This is a genomic window from Aureimonas sp. AU12 (assembly GCF_001463705.1).
Lineage (GTDB): Bacteria > Pseudomonadota > Alphaproteobacteria > Rhizobiales > Rhizobiaceae > Aureimonas.
Window position 1 is genome coordinate 1 of record NZ_BBWH01000045.1, and the last position, 20,705, is coordinate 20,705.

At 68.3% G+C, this 20,705-nt stretch carries 13 protein-coding genes; 9 read left to right on the forward strand and 4 right to left on the reverse strand.

Features of this window, described 5'->3' with window-relative positions; genetic code table 11:
* The first annotated feature begins 150 nt into the window (after window positions 1-150).
* From ccmE to AUL33_RS18530, 7 genes are all read left to right on the forward strand, one after another.
* Complete coding sequence (ccmE, locus tag AUL33_RS18500) at window positions 151-639, forward strand: cytochrome c maturation protein CcmE (RefSeq protein WP_062211815.1); 489 nt, start codon at window positions 151-153, stop codon at window positions 637-639.
* Window positions 636-2,636 (forward strand): heme lyase CcmF/NrfE family subunit, encoded by a 2,001-nt coding sequence (locus AUL33_RS18505; protein ID WP_062211818.1) that lies wholly within the window; start codon window positions 636-638, stop codon window positions 2,634-2,636. Before ccmE ends, AUL33_RS18505 begins: the two co-directional genes overlap by 4 nt.
* A gap of 26 nt (window positions 2,637-2,662) precedes the next feature.
* Window positions 2,663-3,112 carry a cytochrome c-type biogenesis protein gene (locus tag AUL33_RS18510; protein WP_062211821.1) on the forward strand — a complete coding sequence of 150 codons (450 nt, stop codon included), beginning with the start codon at window positions 2,663-2,665 and terminating at the stop codon, window positions 3,110-3,112.
* Between the two features lie 133 nt (window positions 3,113-3,245).
* Window positions 3,246-4,769, forward strand: coding sequence for a Do family serine endopeptidase (locus tag AUL33_RS18515; protein WP_062211824.1), 1,524 nt, complete (start codon window positions 3,246-3,248; stop codon window positions 4,767-4,769).
* 108 nt (window positions 4,770-4,877) lie between these two features.
* Window positions 4,878-5,591 (forward strand): response regulator transcription factor, encoded by a 714-nt coding sequence (locus tag AUL33_RS18520; protein ID WP_280137835.1) that lies wholly within the window; start codon window positions 4,878-4,880, stop codon window positions 5,589-5,591.
* A gap of 15 nt (window positions 5,592-5,606) precedes the next feature.
* On the forward strand, window positions 5,607-7,019 hold the full coding sequence (locus tag AUL33_RS18525; protein WP_062211830.1) for an ATP-binding protein: 1,413 nt from the start codon (window positions 5,607-5,609) through the stop codon (window positions 7,017-7,019).
* The gene (locus AUL33_RS18530; RefSeq protein WP_062211833.1) at window positions 7,009-9,978 is read left to right on the forward strand and encodes a bifunctional [glutamine synthetase] adenylyltransferase/[glutamine synthetase]-adenylyl-L-tyrosine phosphorylase; all 2,970 of its coding nucleotides are present in this window, start codon (window positions 7,009-7,011) and stop codon (window positions 9,976-9,978) included. Before AUL33_RS18525 ends, AUL33_RS18530 begins: the two co-directional genes overlap by 11 nt.
* Before the next feature lie 10 nt (window positions 9,979-9,988).
* Here the strand turns inward: AUL33_RS18530 and AUL33_RS18535 are convergent, their stop codons facing one another.
* Together AUL33_RS18535 and pepN are read right to left on the reverse strand one after the other, a co-directional pair.
* Window positions 9,989-12,247, reverse strand: coding sequence for a PAS domain-containing sensor histidine kinase (locus tag AUL33_RS18535; protein ID WP_244492345.1), 2,259 nt, complete (start codon window positions 12,245-12,247; stop codon window positions 9,989-9,991).
* A gap of 296 nt (window positions 12,248-12,543) precedes the next feature.
* Window positions 12,544-15,186 carry an aminopeptidase N gene (gene pepN, locus AUL33_RS18540; RefSeq protein WP_082652729.1) on the reverse strand — a complete coding sequence of 881 codons (2,643 nt, stop codon included), beginning with the start codon at window positions 15,184-15,186 and terminating at the stop codon, window positions 12,544-12,546.
* A 241-nt stretch (window positions 15,187-15,427) separates the two neighbouring features.
* Between pepN and AUL33_RS18545 the strand changes: the two genes are divergently transcribed.
* Window positions 15,428-16,375, forward strand: coding sequence for a DMT family transporter (locus tag AUL33_RS18545; protein ID WP_062211839.1), 948 nt, complete (start codon window positions 15,428-15,430; stop codon window positions 16,373-16,375).
* Window positions 16,376-16,388: 13 nt separating this feature from the next.
* Here the strand turns inward: AUL33_RS18545 and AUL33_RS18550 are convergent, their stop codons facing one another.
* Entirely contained in the window at window positions 16,389-17,648 is a 1,260-nt protein-coding gene (locus AUL33_RS18550; protein ID WP_062211842.1) for an MFS transporter, read from the reverse strand.
* Between the two features lie 119 nt (window positions 17,649-17,767).
* Window positions 17,768-18,679, reverse strand: a complete 912-nt coding sequence (locus AUL33_RS18555; RefSeq protein WP_082652728.1) for a uracil-DNA glycosylase family protein — start codon at window positions 18,677-18,679, stop codon at window positions 17,768-17,770.
* 288 nt (window positions 18,680-18,967) lie between these two features.
* Between AUL33_RS18555 and AUL33_RS18560 the strand changes: the two genes are divergently transcribed.
* A complete protein-coding gene (locus tag AUL33_RS18560; RefSeq protein WP_062211845.1) occupies window positions 18,968-20,626 on the forward strand; it encodes an electron transfer flavoprotein-ubiquinone oxidoreductase in 1,659 nt (552 codons plus the stop codon).
* The last annotated feature ends 79 nt before the right edge of the window (window positions 20,627-20,705 follow it).

Below are 20,705 nucleotides of genomic sequence, written 5' to 3' on the forward strand. Positions count from 1 at the left end.
CTCCTACACCGTGCTGAAGGACCCCGCGCGCGCCGCCGCGGCCCTTCGCGATGCGAGGGCGGTCTTTCCGGCGGGATCGGCCGAAGGTATGGAACTGGAAGCCCTGGCGCGCAGCCTCGGCCTGCCCGAGACCGGAGGCGGCACGGCGCCATGACACGCAAGCATAAGCGACTGGCCGGCATCTTCGGCATTCTCGCGGTGATCGGCACCGCGGCCGGGCTCGTGCTGACGGCGCTGTCGGGCAGCGTCGCCTACTTCAACTCGCCGACCGATCTCGCTGCGCAGGTTCCCGCGACCGGCCAGCGCATTCGGCTCGGCGGCATCGTCGAGGGCGGTTCCGTCGATCGGGCCGCCGGCCAGACCGTGACGTTCCGGGTGACGGACACGGTGACGAGCGTTCCCGTCTCCTTCACCGGGCTCCTGCCCGATCTCTTCCGCGAAGGGCAGGGCGTCGTCGCCGAAGGCACGATCGGCATCGATCGCGTCTTCCTCGCCGATACGGTGCTGGCCAAGCACGACGAGACCTACATGCCGAAGGAGGTCGTCGACGACCTGAAGGCGCGCGGCCTCTGGAAGGACGGCGCGATCGTGGCGAGCGGCGCGGGGCCGGCGCCGACCGCCGCGGGAGCAGGCATGTGATCGTCGAACTCGGGCATTTCGCGCTCGTCCTGGCCCTGGGCCTTGCCATCGTCCAGTCCGTGCTGCCGCTTCTCGGCGCGCGGATTGGCGATACCAGACTGATGGAAACGGGCAGCATCACGTCGGTCGCGCTGCTGGCGCTGATGGCGCTGGCCTTCGGAGCGCTGACGGCGGCCTACGTGACGTCCGACTTCTCGGTGCTGAACGTCGTTGAGAACTCCCATTCCCTCAAGCCGATGCTCTATAAGGTCACCGGCGTCTGGGGGAACCACGAGGGGTCGATGCTCCTCTGGGTGCTGATCCTGGCGCTGTTCGGCGCGCTCGTGGCGCTGTTCGGCAGCGACCTGCCGGCCAGCCTCAAGGCCAATGTCCTGTCGGTGCAGGCCTGGATCCTGACGGCCTTCCTCCTCTTCGTGCTGATGACCTCGAACCCGTTCACGCGCGTCGTTCCCGCGCCGTTCGAGGGGCAGGACCTCAATCCGGTGCTGCAGGACATCGGCCTCGCGATCCATCCGCCGATGCTCTATCTCGGCTATGTCGGCTTCTCGATCGCCTTCTCCTTCGCGGTCGCCGCGCTCATCGACGGGCGGATCGACGCAGCCTGGGCGCGCTGGGTGCGGCCGTGGACGCTCGTCGCCTGGCTGTTCCTGACGGCGGGCATCGCGATGGGATCCTACTGGGCCTATTACGAACTCGGCTGGGGCGGCTGGTGGTTCTGGGATCCCGTCGAGAACGCCTCCTTCATGCCCTGGCTGTCGGGCACGGCGCTGCTTCATTCTGCCGTGGTGATGGAAAAGCGCTCGGCGTTGAAGATCTGGACCGTTCTTCTGGCCATCCTGACCTTCTCCTTCTCGCTGCTCGGCACCTTCCTCGTGCGTTCCGGCGTTCTGACCTCGGTCCATGCCTTCGCGGTGGACCCGGAGCGCGGGGTGTTCATTCTCGGCATTCTTTGCGTCTTCATCGGCGGTTCGCTGGCGCTCTTTGCGCTGCGCGCCGGCGATCTCGAAGGCGGCGGGCTTTTCGCGCCGATCTCGCGCGAGGGCGCGCTCGTCTTCAACAACCTGTTTCTCACCACGGCCGCCGCGACTGTGCTGACGGGCACGCTCTACCCGCTCGCCCTCGAGGTCGTGACGGGCACGAAGATTTCGGTCGGTGCGCCCTTCTTCAACCTGACCTTCGGGCCGCTGATGCTGCCGCTTCTCTTTGCCATGCCCTTCGGGCCGCTGCTGGCCTGGAAGCGCGGCGATCTCCTGGCGGCGGCACAGCGCCTCTATGTCGCGATCGGCGCGGCGATGACAGGCATCGTCGTGGTACTGGCCGTGACGCGGGGCTCGCAGATCCTGGCCGCACTTGGGTTTGGCCTCGCCATCTGGGTGATGGTCGGCAGCCTCGTGGATTTGGCGGGCCGCGCCGGACTGCCGAAAGCCAAGCCACATGTCGCGCTGCGCCGGCTGGCGGGGCTGCCGCGCTCGGCCTTCGGCACTGCGCTCGCCCATTTCGGCGTTGGGGTCACGCTGCTCGGCATCATGTCGGTGGGTGCGTTCAACACCGAGACGATCACCACGATGACGGCCGGCGATACCGTCGAGGCCGGCGGCTACGTCGTGCGCTTCGACGGGCTGGCGCCGCGCGCGGGGCCGAACTACCGCGAGGAGGTCGGGCACTTCACGCTGTTGCGCGACGGCGTGGCGGCGACCGAGATGGAAAGCGCCAAGCGCTTCTACCCGGTGCGGCAGATGCCGACGACGGAGGCGGGCATCCACACGCGATGGTTCAGCCAGGTCTATATCGCGCTCGGCGATGCCGCCGCCAATGGCGGGGCGACCGTGGTGCGGATCTGGACGAAGCCGTTGGTGACGCTGATCTGGCTCGGCGCGGTGGCGATGGCGCTCGGCGGTCTCGCCTCGCTGACCGACCGTCGCCTGCGGGTCGGGGCGCCCGCCCGCCGTCGCGCGGGTGCCGCACCTGTCCGAGGCCCGGCGGAGGCCCGGTCGTGATCGCATGCCGGCTCAGGGTCCTCGCCATGGCGCTGGCGCTGGTCGCCAGCCCGGTCGCCGTCGCACCCGCCTTCGCGGTGCAGCCGGACGAGGTTCTCGCGGATCCGGCGCTGGAGGCCCGTGCCCGAGCGCTCTCGGCGGGGTTGCGCTGCATGGTCTGCCAGAACCAGTCGATCGACGATTCCGATGCGCCGCTGGCCAAGGATCTGCGCGTGCTCGTGCGCCAGCGCCTGACGGCGGGCGATAGCGACGCCGGGGTTCTCGACTACCTCGTGTCGCGATATGGTCAGTTCGTGCTGTTGCGGCCGCGCTTCGAGTGGCAGACGCTGGCGCTCTGGGGAACTCCGGTGGCGCTGCTCGCACTGGGCGCGGGTTTCGCGCTGGTGAAGGCAAGGCGTCGCCAGCGGCCGGACGTGGCGGCCCTCAGCGGCGAGGAGGAGCAGGCGCTCGAACGCGTGCTCGGATCGGGTCGCTAGCCGGGCTCCCACCTTACGAAGCTTTCATTCGCCTGAAAACTTGCCGTAACCTTCGAACCCTTAGCTTCGTTCTCATGGATGGCAGCGGCGTCCCCGCTTTCGCCTCACCCTTCACGAGAACGAGGACACTCCGATGAGCCACGATACGAACACCAAGACCACGCGTCGCCTCTCGGCCGCCGTCCTCGCAGCCGGCGTCGCCGGTCTCGCCTTCTCCGGCGGTGTCATGACGAATGTCGTGCCGAGCTTCGCGCAGGCCGTGCAGGTGGCACCTCCGGCACAGAATATCGGCTTCGGCGACGTCGTCGAGAAGGTCTCGCCCGCCGTCGTGTCGGTGCGGGTCAAGGAAGCCGTGCGCCAGACTGCGGCCGGCCCCGACGATCAGGCCTCGCCGTTCGAGAACCTGCCGGAAGGTCATCCGCTGCGCCGGTTCTTCGAGTTCGGCAACCCGAACATGCCGGGCGCTCCGGGCCAGCGCGCCGAGCCGCGCCGCAAGCCGCGCGAGGGCATGGCGCAGGGCTCGGGCTTCTTCATCTCCGACGATGGCTACCTCGTCACCAACAACCACGTGGTCGAGGGCGGCACCGAATACACGGTGGTGATGGACGATGGCACGGAATACACGGCCAAGCTGATCGGAACCGATGCGCGCACCGATCTGGCGCTGCTCAAGGTCGATGCTCAGAACCACAAGTTCACGTTCGTCGAACTCGCCGACGATTCGAAGGTTCGCGTCGGCGACTGGGTGGTGGCGGTCGGCAACCCGTTCGGTCTCGGCGGCTCCGTGACGGCCGGCATCGTTTCGGCCCGCGGCCGCGACATCGGCGCCGGCCCCTATGACGACTTCCTCCAGATCGACGCGGCGGTGAACCGCGGCAATTCCGGCGGCCCCGCCTTCAACCTCGAAGGTCAGGTCATCGGCATCAATACGGCGATCTTCTCGCCCTCGGGCGGCAATGTCGGCATCGCCTTCGCCATTCCCGCTTCCACCGCCAAGACGGTGATCCAGTCGCTGCGCGACAACGGAAACGTGCAGCGCGGCTGGCTCGGCGTGCAGATCGCCCCGGTGACGAAGGACATCGCCGAGGCGATCGGCCTCGCCAACGAGAAGGGCGCCATTGTCACGCTGCCCGACACCGACACCCCGGCCACCAAGGCGGGCATCCAGACGGGCGACGTGATCACCGCGATCAACGGCGAGACGGTCAACGGACCGCGCGAGCTGGCGCGTAAGGTGGCCGAGTACCGGCCGAACACGACGATCGACGTGACGCTCTGGCGCAACAACGCAGCCAAGGACGTCAAGGTCGAACTCGGCAATCTCGCCTCGCTCGACGAAGCGTCGAACGCCGGCGGTGGTTCGCCGAACGTGCCGGTGAACCCCTCGGCGCTGAGCGGCTACGGCCTGACGCTGACGCCCTCGGACGATGGCAACGGCGTGGTGGTGACCGATGTCGACCCCGACTCCGAGGCCGCCACCCGCGGCGTCTCGGCCGGCGACACGATCGTCGCGGTGAACGGCGCGAGCGTGAAGACGCAGCGTGACGTCGAGGCCGCGATCAAGAGCGCCACGACATCGGGCCGCAAGGCCGCGCTGTTCCAGCTTCGAAACGGCGAGCAGAACCGCTTCGTTGCCCTGCCGATCTCTGGCAGCTGATATCCTCGACCGGAAGGGGCGCAGTCCAGCGCCCCTCCCGGTCGGCCATTCGCGACGCGGCGGACCCGATCCGTCCCGTCGCCGAGATCACGCAAACGGAAGACCCCGATGACGATGACCGCAGTTTCCCCTACATCGGATCCCATGCGCATTCTCATCATCGAAGACGACCGCGAAGCTGCATCCTACCTCGTCAAGGCCCTGCGGGAGTCCGGCCATGTGCCCGACCATGCGGCCGATGGCGAAAGCGGCTTTCACCTGGCCGATACGCAGGCCTACGATGTGCTGGTGGTCGATCGCATGCTGCCCCAGCGCGATGGCCTGTCGGTCATCTCGGGCCTTCGCGAGAAGGGCAATTCGACGCCCGCACTGATCCTCTCCGCGCTCGGGCAGGTGGACGACCGCGTCACCGGCCTGCGAGCGGGTGGCGACGATTATCTCGCCAAGCCCTATGCCTTCTCCGAGCTGCTCGCTCGGATCGAGATCCTCGGGCGTCGGCGCGGCGGCAAGGAGATCGAGACGGTCTATCGCGTTGCCGATCTCGAACTCGACCGCCTGTCGCACGAGGTCAAGCGCGGCGGCAAGACGATCGTGCTGCAGCCGCGAGAGTTTCGCCTGCTCGAATACCTGATGAAGCATGCCGGGCAGGTGGTCACGCGGACGATGTTGCTCGAGAACGTCTGGGACTATCATTTCGACCCGCAGACCAACGTCATCGACGTCCATGTCTCACGCCTGCGCTCGAAGATCGAGCGCGATGTCGGCGAGCCGCTGCTACATACGGTGCGCGGATCGGGCTACATCATGCGACCCAGTGACTGACATAACTTGCCGTACATGACGCGCCTGCGCGACCTGATGCGCGTGACCGCCGTGCGGCTGTCGGCCGTCTATCTCGGCCTGTTCGCACTTTTCGCCGTCATTCTCCTCGTCTACGTGACGGGCACGGCATCCTCGATCCTGCAGACGCAGAATCAGGAGACGATCGCCGAGGAGATTTCGGAACTCGATCGGCTCTACGGCGCCACCGGCATCGCCGGGCTGGTCCGCTCGATCGACCGGCGCTCACGCCAGCCCGGCGCCTCGCTCTACCTCGTCACCGACGCGACCGGGCGGATTCTCGCCGGCAATGTCGAGAGCCTCGAGGCCGGCGTGCTCGACGAGGCCGGCTTCACCGCGCGGCCGTTCCGCTACGCACGCTTCACCGAGAGCGAGGCCGACCGCTATCATCTCGCCGTCGCCGAGGTGGTGAAGCTGCCGAACGGGATGCGCATCCTCGTCGGCCGCGACCAGACCGATCAGGACCGCATTCGGCTGGTGGTGCGCAATGCGCTGATCCTGGCGCTGGGGCTGATGAGTGTCGGGGCACTTCTGGCCTGGTTCCTCGTCGGCCGGACGGCGCTTCATCGGCTCGATCGCATGTCGCTGGCGACGGCGCGGATCATGGGCGGCGACCTCGACGAACGCCTGCCGGTGTCGGGTGCGGGCGACGAGTTCGATCGCCTCTCCGCCAACCTCAACGGACTGCTGGCGCGCATTTCCCTTCTGCAGGAGGGCTTGCGGCAGGTTTCCGACAACATCGCCCACGACCTCAAGACCCCGTTGACGCGCCTTCGCAACCGGATCGAGGCGGCGCTCGGCGAGAGCGGGCCGGGCGGCGACCCCAGGCAGGCGCTCGAAAGCATCATGGCGGAGGCGGACGGCATGATCCGCACCTTCGACGCGCTTCTCATGATCAGCCGCGTCGAGGCCGGCTCACATCCCGCCTTGAAGACCGAGGTGGACGTGGCCGAGATCGTGGCGGGCGTCGCGGAGCTCTACGAGCCCTCCGCCGAGGATGCCGGCGGCACGATCACTGTCGAGACGCCGGGTCCGGTCGTCGCCGCGGTCAGCCGCGAACTGATCGCGCAGGCCCTGTCCAATCTCATCGACAACGCGCTGAAGTACGGGACCGTGCCGGAGCGTCCGCTGGAGGTCTCGATCCGTCTCGCCATGTCGGAGGGACGGTGCCTGCTCTCGGTCGCCGACAATGGCTCGGGCGTTCCCGGCGACCGGCGCGAGCGGGTGCTCGAACGCTTCTACCGCCTGGACCAGAGCCGTTCCAAGCCGGGGTCCGGCCTCGGCCTGTCGCTCGTCCAGGCCATTGCCGGCATCCATGGCGGGTCGTTGACCTTGGACGATGCGAGCCCAGGTCTTCGCGTGACGCTGGCATTTCCGGCGGAAGCACGGAGCCGGGGCGATGACGGATGACCACGCGGCAGTCCTGGGGATCGGCGGCACGACCGCGATCCACCCGCTGGACGGAGCACAGGCGTCTGGCCTCATCGCCGAAATCGCCGGGCAGGCGGAGGCGGCGGAACTCAAGCCATTGGCTGGTCTGCTGCGCGCCGGCAATGCCGAAGTTGTCCGCCTCGGAGCCGCGCTGTCGCTGAGCCCGCATCTGGCAGGGCTGGCGCTCCGTCATCCCGAATGGCTCGATCGCCTGCATCTCACCGGAGCTGCCGAGCGTATCGCGGAGATCGTGTCGTCGCTCCGCAGACCGGTCGGCGCGGACGAGACGGAAGCCTCCGTCATGACCGAACTGCGGCAACTGAAGGAAGAGGCGTCGCTCGCCATCGCGCTGCGCGACCTTCTCGGCGCGGCGGACCCCGCTCGCACCACGGCCGATCTCTCCGTGCTGGCCGAGGCCGGGGTGGGGCGCGCGCTGCGCTTCGCGCTTCTCGACCTGCACCGGCGCGGCAGCCTGCGCCTGCCCGATCCCGAAGATCCCGAGCGCGGCACCGGCCTGTTCATCCTCGGCATGGGCAAGCTCGGCGGCGGCGAGCTGAACTATTCCAGCGACATCGATCTGATCGTCCTTTTCGAGCCGGCGGCCGAGGCGATCGTCGATCCGATGGAGAGCGTCGACCTCTACTCGCGGCTGGCGAAGCGGCTGGTGAAGATGATCGGCGAGCGCACGCGCGACGGCTACGTCTTCCGCACCGATCTGCGTCTGCGGCCCGATCCGTCGGCGATGCCGCTGGCCATCCCCGTGCCGACCGCGCTCGTCTATTACGAGAGCTCGGGGCGCGACTGGGAACGGGCCGCGATGATCAAGGCGCGGCCCATCGCCGGAGACCGGGTGGCGGCGGCCGGCTTCATGCGCGACATCGCGCCTTTCGTCTGGCGGCGCTATCTCGACTTCGTCGCCATCGGCGATATCCAGGCGATGAAGGCGAAGATCGACCGGCATCGCGGCTTCGAGGGGATCGCCGTCGCCGGGCAGAACATCAAGCTCGGGCGCGGCGGCATTCGAGAGATCGAGTTCTTTGCGCAGGCCCAGCAACTCATCGCGGGTGGGCGCACGCCGGAACTGCGCGTGCGTCGGACCGACGAGGCGCTGCGGCGGTTGGCCGAGGGCGGCTGGATCGACGCGGGCGTGGCGAGCGAACTGACCGAGGCCTACTGGTTCCTGCGCCGCGTAGAGCATGCGGTTCAGATGGTCGCCGACGAACAGAGCCATACGTTGCCGACCGCTCCGGGCGACATCGATCGCATCGCCCGTCTCTGCAATTTCGCGGATGGCGCGACGTTTTCGGAAGCCTTGCTGGCGCGGCTCCATCTCGTCGAAACCCGCTTCTCGGCGCTCTTCGCCGAGCGCGCCGGCCGGGCCGCCCCGGCCCATCCGCAGAGCCTGTCGCTGATGGCGGACGAGGCCGATGCCGGTGCGCTCGCCTGGCTCGCCGAGATCGGCTTCACGCGGACCGGCGACGTCGCGCGCATCGTGCATCGCTGGGGCACCGGGCGCTACCGGGCCACGCGCTCGGAGGCGGCGCGCGAGCATCTGGATCGGGTCCTGCCTTCGCTCCTCGTCGCCTTTTCGAAGGGCCCGACGCCCGACGAGGCCATCGCCGCCTTCGACCGGTTTCTGGATGGTCTGCCGTCCGGCCTCCAGTTCTTCTCGCTCATCGCCTCGAACCCGCGCTTGCTCGATCTCCTCGCGCTCGTCATCACGGCGGCGCCGAATCTTGCCGAAACGATCGCGCGGCGCCCGCATGTGTTCGACGCGCTGCTCGATCCCGCCTTCTACAGCGAGTTGCCGACGCGCGATCTCGTGGCCGGACGCCTTGCGGCCTTCCTCGCCGATGCGCGGCATCTGGAGGAGCGCCTGGGGCGGCTTCGCGTCTTCGCCTCCGAGCAGCGGTTTCTTGCGGGCGTGCGGCTCCTATCGGGCGCCGTCGAGGGCGAGACGGCGGGGCTTGCCTTCTCCGACCTTGCCGAGACCGTTCTGGAGGCGGTGCTCGCGGCGGTCGAGGCGGAGTTCGCCCGGCTTCATGGACGGGTGCCGGGTGGGCGGCTTGCGGTCCTCGGTCTCGGACGCCTCGGCTCGCGCGAACTCACCGCGACCTCCGACATCGACCTCATGCTGCTCTACGACCACGAACCGGACGCCGAAGCCTCGGACGGCGAGCGCCCTCTGCCGGTCTCCACCTACTATGCCCGCCTGACCCAGCGGCTGATCGCGGCGCTTGCCGCCCCGATGGCGGACGGTGTTCTCTATCAGGTCGATTTCCGTCTGCGGCCCTCCGGCAACAAGGGCCCGCTGGCGACGCATGTCGACGCCTTCCGCAAGTATCAGTCGGAGGCGTGGACCTGGGAGCGCATGGCGCTGACGCGATCGCGCCCCATCGCCGGCGCCGCGGACCTGCGCGCCGAGATCGCCGGCGCCATCCGCGACGCCATCGCGGCCCATACCGCCGATCCGCTGCTGCGCTTCGACGTCGCGGACATGCGGGCGCGTCTCGATGTGCAGAAGCCCGCGCGCGGCCCGCTCGACCTCAAGCGGTTGCCCGGCGGCCTGACCGATCTCGAATTCCTGGCGCAATGGAGCATTCTCGCCGGGCACGTTCCGATGGATCATATCGGCCAGCCGACGGCGGAGACGCTGAACGAGTTGCGTCGGCGGCTTGACGCACCCACCGCCGATATGTTGCCGGCGGCGATGGCGGATTTCACACGCGTCGTGCAACTGCTTCGGCTCGGGCCTGATACGGCCTTCGCGGTGGCCGATCTGCCGGCCGGTCTCGCCGAGCGTATCGCGACCGCCCTGGACCTCGCCGACCCCGGCGGTATCGAGCCGATGCTGGCGGACATGGCGCGGAGCGTGCGGGAAGCGTTCTCGACGCTCGTGCCGTTCGAGGGCGTCGGAGACCACAAGCCTCCGGCGTGAGATCGGCCCGTCAGGCGGCCTGCGAGTAGCGCAGTTCCGCCGCCGGCACGGCCTCGCTCTCGAAGGGCGGTAGGGTGAAGGAGATCGCCGTGCCACGGCCCGGGCGCGAGGCGATGCGCATGCGCCCGCCCTGCAGTTCGATGAGCGAGCGCGCGATGGCGAGGCCGAGGCCGGTGCCCTTGTGGGTGCGTGTCAGCTCGTTCTCGACCTGCTCGAACGGCCGTCCGAGGCTCTTGAGGGCCGAACGGGGAATGCCGATGCCATCGTCGACGATGGTGATCACGGCGGCCCCGTCGGTCATGCGGGCGCGGATGCGGACCTCGCCGTTGGCGTTGGTGAACTTCACGGCATTGGCGATGAGATTGAGGAGGATCTGCTTCGTGGCGCGCCGATCGCCGAGGAGGGGGAGCGAGGCCGGCGTCTCGATCGACAGATGGAGGTTCTTCGCCGCGGCCTGAACCTCGACGATCTTCATCGACTCCGCCAGGATCGAGGGCAGGTCGACGCATTCGCTGGCGATCGCCATGCGGCCGGCCTCGATCTTCGACATGTCGAGAATGTCGTTGATGAGCTTGAGGAGGTAGTGCCCGCTCTGGTGGATGTCGGCCGCGTATTCGGTGTATTTCGCGTTGCCGATCGGGCCGAAGCTTTCCTCGTGCATGATCTCGGAGAAGCCGATGATGGCGTTGAGCGGCGTGCGCAGCTCGTGGCTCATGTTGGCGAGGAAGGTGGTCTTGGCCTGGTTGGCGCTCTCGGCGCGGTCCTTCTCGATGAGATAGTTGCGGTTCAACTCCGCGAGCTGCCGCGCCTTGGCCTCGGCGTCGCGACGCGCCGCCGACAGGTCGTTGATCGTCGCCATCAGCCGCCGCTCGCTGTCGCTGAGGCGCTCCTGGTGGACCTTGAGCTGCGTCACGTCGGTGCCGATCGAGACGTGGCTGCCGTCGCCCATCCGCCGCTCCGAGACCTGCAGCCAACGCCCGTCGGCGAGCAGGGTCTCAGCCGCGCGTTCGCCCAGCACGAAGCTCGGGCTCGTCAGCTTGCGCTCCTCGATCGGCTTGCGGGCGCGGGCACGCACCATCTCGAACGGTGTGCCGGCCTGCACGTCGCCATCGGTGAGGCCGAAGACCTCCTGATATTTCGAATTGCAGAGGACGAGCCGGTCTTCCGCGTCCCAGAGCACGAAGCTCTCGGAAATGTTCTCGATGGCGTTCTGCAGGCGGGTGTTGGCCTCGTCGGTCATCCGGGCGAGGATCTGGTTCTCGCTGACGTCGACGGCGACACCGATCAGGTGGATCTCGTTGTCGGGATTGCGGACCACCTCGGCGCGGGCGCGCAGCCAGAGGAACTGCCCGTCGACCCGCCGCATGCGGAAGGAGCGCTCGAAATTGCCGACGTCGCCCGAGGCGATCTGGCGGGCGAACTCGAAGAACGAACCGTCGTCGGGATGCAGCAGCTTGGCGACCTCGGCGAAGGGCAGCACGCCGTCGCGCGGCGCCATGCCGAGGATCTCGTACATGGAGCGCGACCAGTACATGCGACCGCGGGAAAGATCCCAGTCCCACAGGCCGCAACGCCCGCGCGACAGGGCGGTGTCGACGCGCTGGTGCTGGTCGGCGAGCATCCGGTCGGACGTGCTGGCGCGGGTCGCCTGCCGGAAATAGCCGACGAGAATGGCGAGGAGCACCAGCGCGGTGACGCTGAACAGGGTGACGTCGAAGGAGACCGAGCGGCGCCATTCGGAGTAGAGCGAGTTTTCGTCCCGCGCGAGAACCACGGTGCCGAGCGGCCCGCTCAGCAGCGCCGCGGATGCGATCGCGCCGCGCTGGTTCATCGTGACGGGCATCACGCCGGCGCGCTCGCCGAAGACGACGAGCGGCTGACTGCCGTCGAGAATGGCTTCGAGATCGCGGCCAAGATGGGCCTCGAAGCCCGGTGTCGTGTCGATGACCCGCCCGTCGCGATCCGATACGAGCGCGACGAGACCTTCGCTCTTGAGGAAGAGCGGCAGGGCGCTGGTGATGAGGATATGGGCGCGGGTCTTGCCGTCGGCCGTGCCGTCGTCGAGAGCGGCGTCCTCTGCTCGCAGGAGGCTCGCCGCGATGCGAAGCTCGTTCGTGGCGCGGTCCTCGATGTTGTCGCGCTCTTCGAGGAGCGCCACGACGCGCGTCAGCGCCAGCATGATGAGAAAGCCGACGACGAGATAGGGAATGACGGTGCGCAGGGCCGGCTCGAAGGTCTCGACACGCTCGCCGAGAGGGGGCAGCCGCAACCGGCGCAGAGGCCGAAGCAGGGTCTTCGCGTAGCCGGACAGTAGGGACGAATCCGCCTCTGTCCGAACGCTCGAAGCGTTCAAACCCATGAAATCCGACCCCTCGACCGCCGCCTTCCGGATCGGGCGCCGCAAGCCCCAACCGTCAGGTCAATGAATCAGAGGGGGACTCGGATGTCCAGAGTCGCGACGGGATCTTCGCCGTCACGATCAACCCCCAGATCTTGCTGTTGCCCTCAATCCACAAGGGTTCTCCCCGACTTTTGCCGAAGATGGTTAATTGTTTCTGAACAGCCTCACGCCAGCGTCCGGTCGACGATGTCGGCGAGATCGCGCGAGAGGTCGTCGCGCGCGGCCAGCGTCAGCAGCGCATCGCGCGCGAGGGCCTGACGTCCGGGCTCGAACGAGCGCCACGACCGGAACGCCGTTGCCAGCCGCGCCGACGTCTGCGGATTGAGGGCGTCGAGCGAGGCCAGCAGCTTGGCGACGAGGCGATAGCCGGCCCCGTCGGCGCGGTTGAAGGCGCGCTGGTTGCCGCTGGCGAGACCGCCGATGAGCGCACGGGCGCGGTTGGGATTGGCGAGATGGAACTGCGGATGGTCGGTCAGGCGCTCCACCGCCTCGACCGCGCCGGGGAAAGGAGCGGTCGCCTGCAGCGTGAACCACTTGTCAAGCACGAGCGCATCGGAGCGATAGCGCTCGAAGAAGGCGTCGAGCGCCTGCGCGGTGCGGGTATCGTCGGGGAACCGGTGAGCCAGCACGGTGATCGCCGTCAGGCGATCGGTCATGTTGTCGGCGGCGGCAAACGCGCTGGCCGCCAGTTCCGCACGGCCGGCCGCGATCGAAAGCGGCAGGAGAAGCGCGTTGCGCAGCGTGCGGCGACCGACGCTCGCGGCATCCGGACTGAAGGGCCCGTCCTCGGCGAGGGTTTCGCGCAGGCGTCCAAACAGTGACGCGCCTTGGCCGGCGAGGGCGGTCAGCGCCGTCTCGCGGGCCGTGTGCACGGCTTCCGGATCGACATTGGTGCCGACCAGACGCGCGATCTCCGCCTCGCCGGGGATGGCGATCATCTGCGCCCGCAATGCCGGTTCGAGGCGCTCGTCCGCCGCACAGGCCAGCAGTGCCTCGACGATGCGGGGCTCGAAGCGGGGAGGCTCGCCCGCCGCCACCCGCATCGCGCCGGCGCGCAGATGCTCGCCCACGAGATCGGTGAGCACGCGCCAGCGGCTGAAGGCATCCGGGTCGAGCCGCGCCAGCGCCAGCCGGTCCTCGTCCGACTGCTCGAACTGCAGCGTGACGGGCGCCGAAAAGCCGCGCAGGACCGAGACGAGCGGGCGCTCGCCGAGACCCTCGAACACCAGTTCGGCCGAGCGGGTCGTCAGATGGATCACGTCGCCCTCGATCTCGGCGCCGCCGGCCATGGGCGCGATCGTCCAATCCTTGCCGTCGCGCCCCACGAGGCCGAAGCGCACGGGAATGTGCATCGGTTCCGTGCCGGTGCCGGCGGCGCCGCGCTGCAGGTCCTGGTCCAGCCGCAGCACCAGCCGCCGGTCGGAATAGGTCTCACTGACCGTGAGGGTCGGCGTGCCCGCCTGGTGATACCAGAGGGCGAACTGCGAGAGATCGGCGTCGCCGGCCTCCTCGAAGCAGCGCAGAAAATCCTCGATCGTCGCGGCCTCGCCGTCGTGACGCGCGAAATAGAGGTCCATGCCCGAGCGAAAGCGCGCCTCGCCGAGGATCGTCGCGATCATGCGGACGAGCTCGGCGCCCTTCTCGTAGACCGTCGCCGTATAGAAGTTGTTGATCTCGCGGTAGCGGGTGGGGCGCACGGGGTGCTGCAGCGGCCCCTGGTCCTCGGGAAACTGCTGCGCCTTCAGCCCATGCACGGAGGCGATGCGCTTGACCGCGCGCGAGCGCTCGTCGGCCGAGAACTCCTGGTCGCGATAGACGGTCAGCCCTTCCTTCAGGCAGAGCTGGAACCAGTCGCGGCAGGTGATGCGGTTGCCCGTCCAGTTGTGGAAATACTCGTGCGCGATCACCGTCTCGACGCCGGCATAGTCGGCGTCCGTCGCCGTGTCGGGGTCGAGCAGCACGTAGCGATGGTTGAAGACGTTGAGGCCCTTGTTCTCCATCGCGCCCATGTTGAAGTCGGAGATGGCGACGATGTTGAAGACCGTGAGGTCGTATTCACGGCCGAAGCGGGTCTCGTCCCAGCGCATCGAACGCTTGAGCGCGTCCATCGCGTAGGTTGCGCGCGATGCCAGACCCTTCTCCGTGTAGATGGCCAGATCGACGGCTGCGCCGGAGGCGGTGGTGAAGTCGTCGGTCAGGACGTCGAGATCGCCGGCAACGAGGGCGAAGAGGTAGGACGGCTTGGGATGCGGGTCGTGCCAGACCGCGAAGTGGCGGCCCTCGCCGAGATCGCCGGACGCCGTGGGGTTGCCGTTGGCGAGCAGCACCGGCGCACTGGCGCGGTCGGCTTCGAGACGCACGTGATAGGTGGCGAGGACGTCCGGCCGGTCGAGGAAGTAGGTGATGCGGCGGAAGCCCTCGGCCTCGCACTGCGTGCACCAGATACCGTTCGAGCGGTAGAGGCCCATCAGCTTGGTGTTGGTCTCGGGCGCCAGCCGGGTCGCGATCTCGAGATCGAAGCGCCCTGTTGCCGGAAGATCGCGAACCTCCAGCCGGTCGGGCGAGGCGTCGAAGCTCGATGCGTCGAGCGCGTTGCCGTCGAGGGCGAGCGAGACGAGGCTCAACTCGTCGCCATCCAGGACGAGCGGCGCGGCCGGCGCGGTTCCCACGCGTCGCTCCAGCGTCAGGCTCGCGGCGACGTCGGCATGGCCCTCGAACAGGCGCACCGTCATCTCGACCTCGTGCAGCACGAAATCGGTGGGGCGGTAGTCCTCGATGCGGATGGGCTGTCCGTCGTCGCTGCGCAGCATTCGGGTGGATCTCCGGCCGGTCATTTCATGCCGTGCCGGGATAGACCCGATGCGCCGCCTTGCCAACTCGCCGCGAAGGCTGCGCGCCGTGCGATCACGAGACATGTTCAACGCAACGTAAGTTGCCCTGGGGACCCCTGCTTCGGGGTCGACGCTGGATGCGCGCCCGTCTATGCCGGGCCTGTCCCGGCGAAATCCCCCCGATCCGCCGCCGGAGCCTGAACGCCGAAGATCCGCCATGACCGCCTCCGCCGCCCGCCCAGCCCACAACCCGATGCTCGGGATCGGGCTGAAAGTCGTCTCCGTGGTGGTGTTCGTGGGCATGCAGACCACGCTGAAGGGCGTGGGCGACGGGCTTCCCGCCGGGCAGCTGGTGTTCTTCCGCTCGTTCTTCGCGCTCATTCCAGTGATCGGCTATCTCATCTATCTCGGCGATGTCCGCACTGCGTTCCGCACCGACGATCTGGGCGGGCACTTCCTGCGCGGCGTCATCGGCGTCACCTCGATGGGCCTTGGCTTCTTCGCGCTGACGAAGCTGCCCTATCCCGAGTGGATCGCCATCTCCTACGCCTCGCCGCTGCTGACCGTCGTCTTCGCGGCACTCTTCCTCAAGGAGACGGTGCGCGCCTACCGCTGGGGTGCGGTGCTGGTCGGCTTGTGCGGGATCGTGCTCGTCGCCGCCCCGAACTTCAGCCTCTTCTCCGAGACGATGGCGCCCGATCATGCGATCGGCATGGCGGCGGCGCTGGCCGGCGCGGCGGTGGCGGCGGTGGCGATGATCCAGATCCGCCGGCTGGTGCGCACCGAGCGGACGCCGACCATCGTCGTCTACTTCTCGCTGACCTCCAGCCTCGTGGCGCTCGTCTCCATCCTGTTCGGCTGGGTCTGGCCGACGCCCCAACAGGCGGTGCTTCTCGTTCTCGCGGGCCTTTGCGGCGGCGTCGGGCAGTTGCTGCTGACCTCCTGCTATCGCTATGCCGACGCCTCGACGATCGCGCCCTTTGAGTACACCTCGATGATCTTCGCGGTGATCATCGGCGCTCTGCTCTTCGGCGAAAGCGCCAGCTGGACGACGCTCGCGGGCGCGGCGATCGTCATCTGCGCCGGCGTCTTCATCATCTTCCGCGAGCATCGGCTCGGGATCGAGCGCCGCAAGGCGCGCCGGGTCGCGACACCTCAGGGCTGACCACGTCCAGGCGTTAGCGCGACCCCTCGCGCAGACCGGTCGGCTCGGAGCGCGGGTCGAGGGCGAAGGAGGCGGGCGTCTGCGTGCGCGCCAGCGGCACCGAGCGGAACGCGTCGCGCTCGGTCGGCGGCACGGGCGAGCGGCACAGCATCCGGTAGCCGGCATAGGCGGCGAGCGCGGCATGGGCGAAACCGGTGGCGATGAAGATGCCGTCGGGGCCGTAGACTCCCATCAGCCACGCCGCCAGCATAGGCCCGCCCATGGTGCCGAAACCGTAGAGGATGAGGAGCCCGCCGGAGATCTTCACGAAGTCGGCGGGCTTGGCGTAGTCGTTGGCATGGGCGACGGCCAGCGAATAGGCGGGATAGATCACCCCGCCGATGACGAAGGCGATCGCGAAGAGGCCGAGGACGCTCGTCGACCACAGCGTCAGCGCCGCGAGCGCGGCGCCGAGCCCGATCAGGCCGGCGAGGATCATCACGGCGCGCCGGTCGATCCGGTCGGAGATGCGCCCGAGCGGCACCTGGAAGACGAGGCCGCCGGCCATGGTCGAGACGAGAAGCGTCGAGATCTCGGCGGTGGTGAGGCCGATCTGCTGGCCGAGCACCGGCGCCATGTTGCCCCAGGCGCCCGACAGGACGCCGGAGAGGAAGACGCCCGCCACCGCGGCGGGCGAGTTGCGATAGATCGCCGGCAGGTCGAGGCGCACCTGCGTCAGCGGCTTGGGGCTCTGCGCCCGCGACAGCGCGTTGGGGATCACCGCCAGCGCGTAGAAGATGGCGCAGACCATGAAGGCTGCGGGAAGTTCGGGCCGTACGATCGGCATGGTGAACTGCCCGGTCATCATCGCGGCCATCGTCACCACCATGTAGAGCGAGAACACCATGCCGCGGGTCTCGTTGGTGACCCGCTCGTTCAGCCAGCTCTCGATCACCATGTAGCTGCCCGCCAGCGCGAAGCCGGCGATGGCACGGACGAGGATCCAGGCGATAGGATGCACCGCCAGTCCGTTCAGCAGCACGGAGATGGCGAGGAGGGCGGCGAGCGAGGAGAAGGCCCGCACGTGCCCGGCCGAGCGCACGATCGTCGGCATGACGACGCAGGAGAGGGTGAAGGCGACCGCATAGGACGTGCCCATCAGACCGATCTCGTAGGGGCTCCAGCCCTCGATCGAGGCGCGCACCGGCAGGAGGATGCCCTGCAGGCCGGCGCCCGCCATGAGGAAGAAGGTCGAGAGCAGCAGCGAGACGATGGGCAGGATCTGCGCGCTCATGGGACGGGACTTCCGATGCGGTCTGCGGTGGGCTCGCCGAGCTTACCTGAACGAGCCGGCGCCAGCGCTTTCCTTAGCGACCCAACATGTCGCCAATCCGACATGCCCCGCGCATCGCCTCAGTCCGGCGCGTCCAGCCGCTGTCGCAGGGCCAGGAGATCGCGCCAGGCGAGGCGTTTCTGGGCGGGCTGACGCAGGAGATAGGCGGGATGCAGCATCGCCATCGCCGGAAGCTGTGTCCCGTTCGGCAGGTCCAGCGTCGTCCAGCGGCCGCGCAGCCGCATGATGCCCTCGTCCGAGCGCAGCAGCGCCTTCGTCGAGGGCGAGCCGAGGCAGATCACGACGCGCGGCTTCACCAGCTCGATATGGCGCAGCGTGAAGGGCAGGCAGATCTCGGTCTCGGCCGGCGTCGGCGTGCGGTTGCCCGGCGGGCGCCACGGCACGGTGTTGGTCACGCGCACGCTGTCGCGTGCCAGCCCGATCGCCTCGAGCATCCGGTTGAGAAGTCGCCCGGAGCGCCCGACGAAGGGCTCGCCCGCCAGATCCTCCTCGCGCCCCGGCGCCTCGCCCACGAGCATCAGTTGCGCGTCTTCGGCGCCGTTGCCGAAGACGAGCGTCTTGGCGGTCGCCTTCAGGCCGCAGCCGGTGAACTCGGCGAGGATCGCGCGCAGCTCAATGAGCGACTGCGCGGTGGCGGCGCGGGCGCGGGCATCGGCCGCCAGCACGTCGTCGGGAACGAGCGGCAGGATGGTCGGCATCGTTGGGGCGAGCGGCGGCTCGGCGCTCGGCGAGGGGCGCCGGCTGGCGCTCGGCGCCGATGCTGGACCGGCGCTGGCCGCCGTGTCGAGCGCGGGCGAGACCGTGGTGCCCCGTCGCCGCGTGGCCTCCGCTGCGGTTTCGGCGAAACGGTCGCGCACGCCGTTGCCGGCCGGCATCGACACGCCGGCGGCTTCGTACCAGCGCAGCAGCGACAGGACGGCGTCGGCCGCCCGTCCATCGCCAGCTGTCGGGACTCGCTCGTTGAGTGTCATCGGCACTTTCTAAAGCATTTCCGGACGAAGCGGACAGGCTTCCTTGTCGGACCATGCGAACGACAGGGGACCCCGACCATCGCGCGGCGGCGGAGAACCGGCGCGGCGGGCCGGTACATCATCCTGCCCGCCATCTCCATAGGATTGTGCTAACGGCTCGCCGTCGCCGACCGTGCAGCAAATGCTGGAGATGACGGCGGCGTGACGGGTTTGAGCAAGACGGGTGCCCTCCCTTTTGTCTAGAAGCATTCCTAATTGGCGAGAGCGCACCCCGAGAGGATCCCCAGCATGAGCGAGACGCTGCCCGAACGCGAGTCGATGGAGTTCGACGTGGTGATCGTCGGCGCCGGCCCGGCGGGTCTGGCGGCGGCCATCCGTCTCAAGCAGCTCGATCCCGATCTCGGCGTCGTCGTGCTCGAAAAGGGCGCCGAGGTCGGCGCGCACATCCTGTCGGGCTGCGTGCTCGACCCGTCCTCGCTCGACATCCTCCTGCCGGAGTGGCGCTCGCAGGAGACGCCAATCCGCCAGCCCGTGACGGAAGACCGCTTCTACTTCTACGGGCCGCAGGGCTCGCTGCGCCTGCCCAACGCGCTCATGCCCAAGCTCATGGGCAATCACGGCAACTTCGTCGTGTCGCTCGGCCTCGTCGCCAAATGGCTGGCGGAACAGGCCGAGGCGCTCGGCGTCGAGATCTATCCCGGCTTTGCCGCGAGCGAACTCCTCTTCGACGACAACGACGCGGTGATCGGCGTCGCCACCGGCGACATGGGGATCGAGCGCTCCGGCGAGCCGGGTCCGAACCACCAGCGCGGCATGGCGCTGATGGGCAAGTACGTCTTCCTCGGCGAGGGCGTGCGCGGCTCGCTCGCCAAGCAGGCGATCCACCGATACGGCCTCGCCACCGGGCGCGAGCCGCAGAAGTTCGGTCTCGGCATCAAGGAACTCTGGGAGATCGATCCGGCCAAGGCGCAGCCGGGCCTCATCCAGCATTCGTTCGGCTGGCCGCTGGATCTGGCGACGGGTGGGGGCTCGTTCCTCTACCATCTCGAAGGCAACCAGGTTTACGTCGGCTTCGTCACCCACCTGAATTACAAGAACCCCTATCTTTCGCCCTTCGAGGAGTTCCAGCGCTTCAAGACCCATGCCGACATCGCCGAACTATTGAAGGGCGGCAAGCGCATCGCCTATGGCGCGCGGGCGATCACCGAGGGCGGCTGGCAATCGGTTCCGAACCTCGCCTTCCCCGGCGGCGCGCTCATCGGTTGCTCGGCCGGCTTCGTCAACGTGCCGCGCATCAAGGGCGTCCACAACGCCATCACCTCGGGAATGATGGCGGCGGAAGCCGCGGCCGAGGCGATCAAGGCGGGGCGAGCGCAGGATCGGCTCAGCGCCTACGAGGACGGCTGGCGCACCTCGCCGATCGGCGACGACCTCAAGCCGGTGCGCAACGTCAAGCCGCTCTGGTCGCGCTTCGGCACCGCGCTCGGCGTGGCGCTGGGCGGCCTCGACATGTGGACCAACGCCCTCTTCGGCCTCTCGCTCTTCGGCACGATGGCGCACGGCAAGACCGACGCGGAGTCCACCGAACCCGCTTCCAAGCACAAGCGGATCGACTATCCAAAGCCCGACGGCGTGCTCACCTTCGACAAGACTTCGTCCGTCTTCCTGTCCAACACCAATCACGAGGAGGACCAGCCGGTTCATCTTCGCGTCAAGGACATGGGCCTGCAGAAGACCTCCGAACACGATGTCTATGCCGGCCTCAGCCAGCGCTACTGCCCGGCGGCGGTCTACGAGTGGATTGAGGAGGGCGCGGACGCGCCGCGCTACCAGATCAACGCGCAGAACTGCGTCCACTGCAAGACCTGCGACATCAAGGACCCCAACGGCAACATCACCTGGACCGTGCCGCAGGGCGGCGAGGGGCCAGTGTATCAGACGATGTGACGGCGGGCTGGCGGGCGTTTGAAGGTGCCCGAGAGCCGTGAACGTGCCACGGAAAACTGGAGTGCACTGATCCACGCGG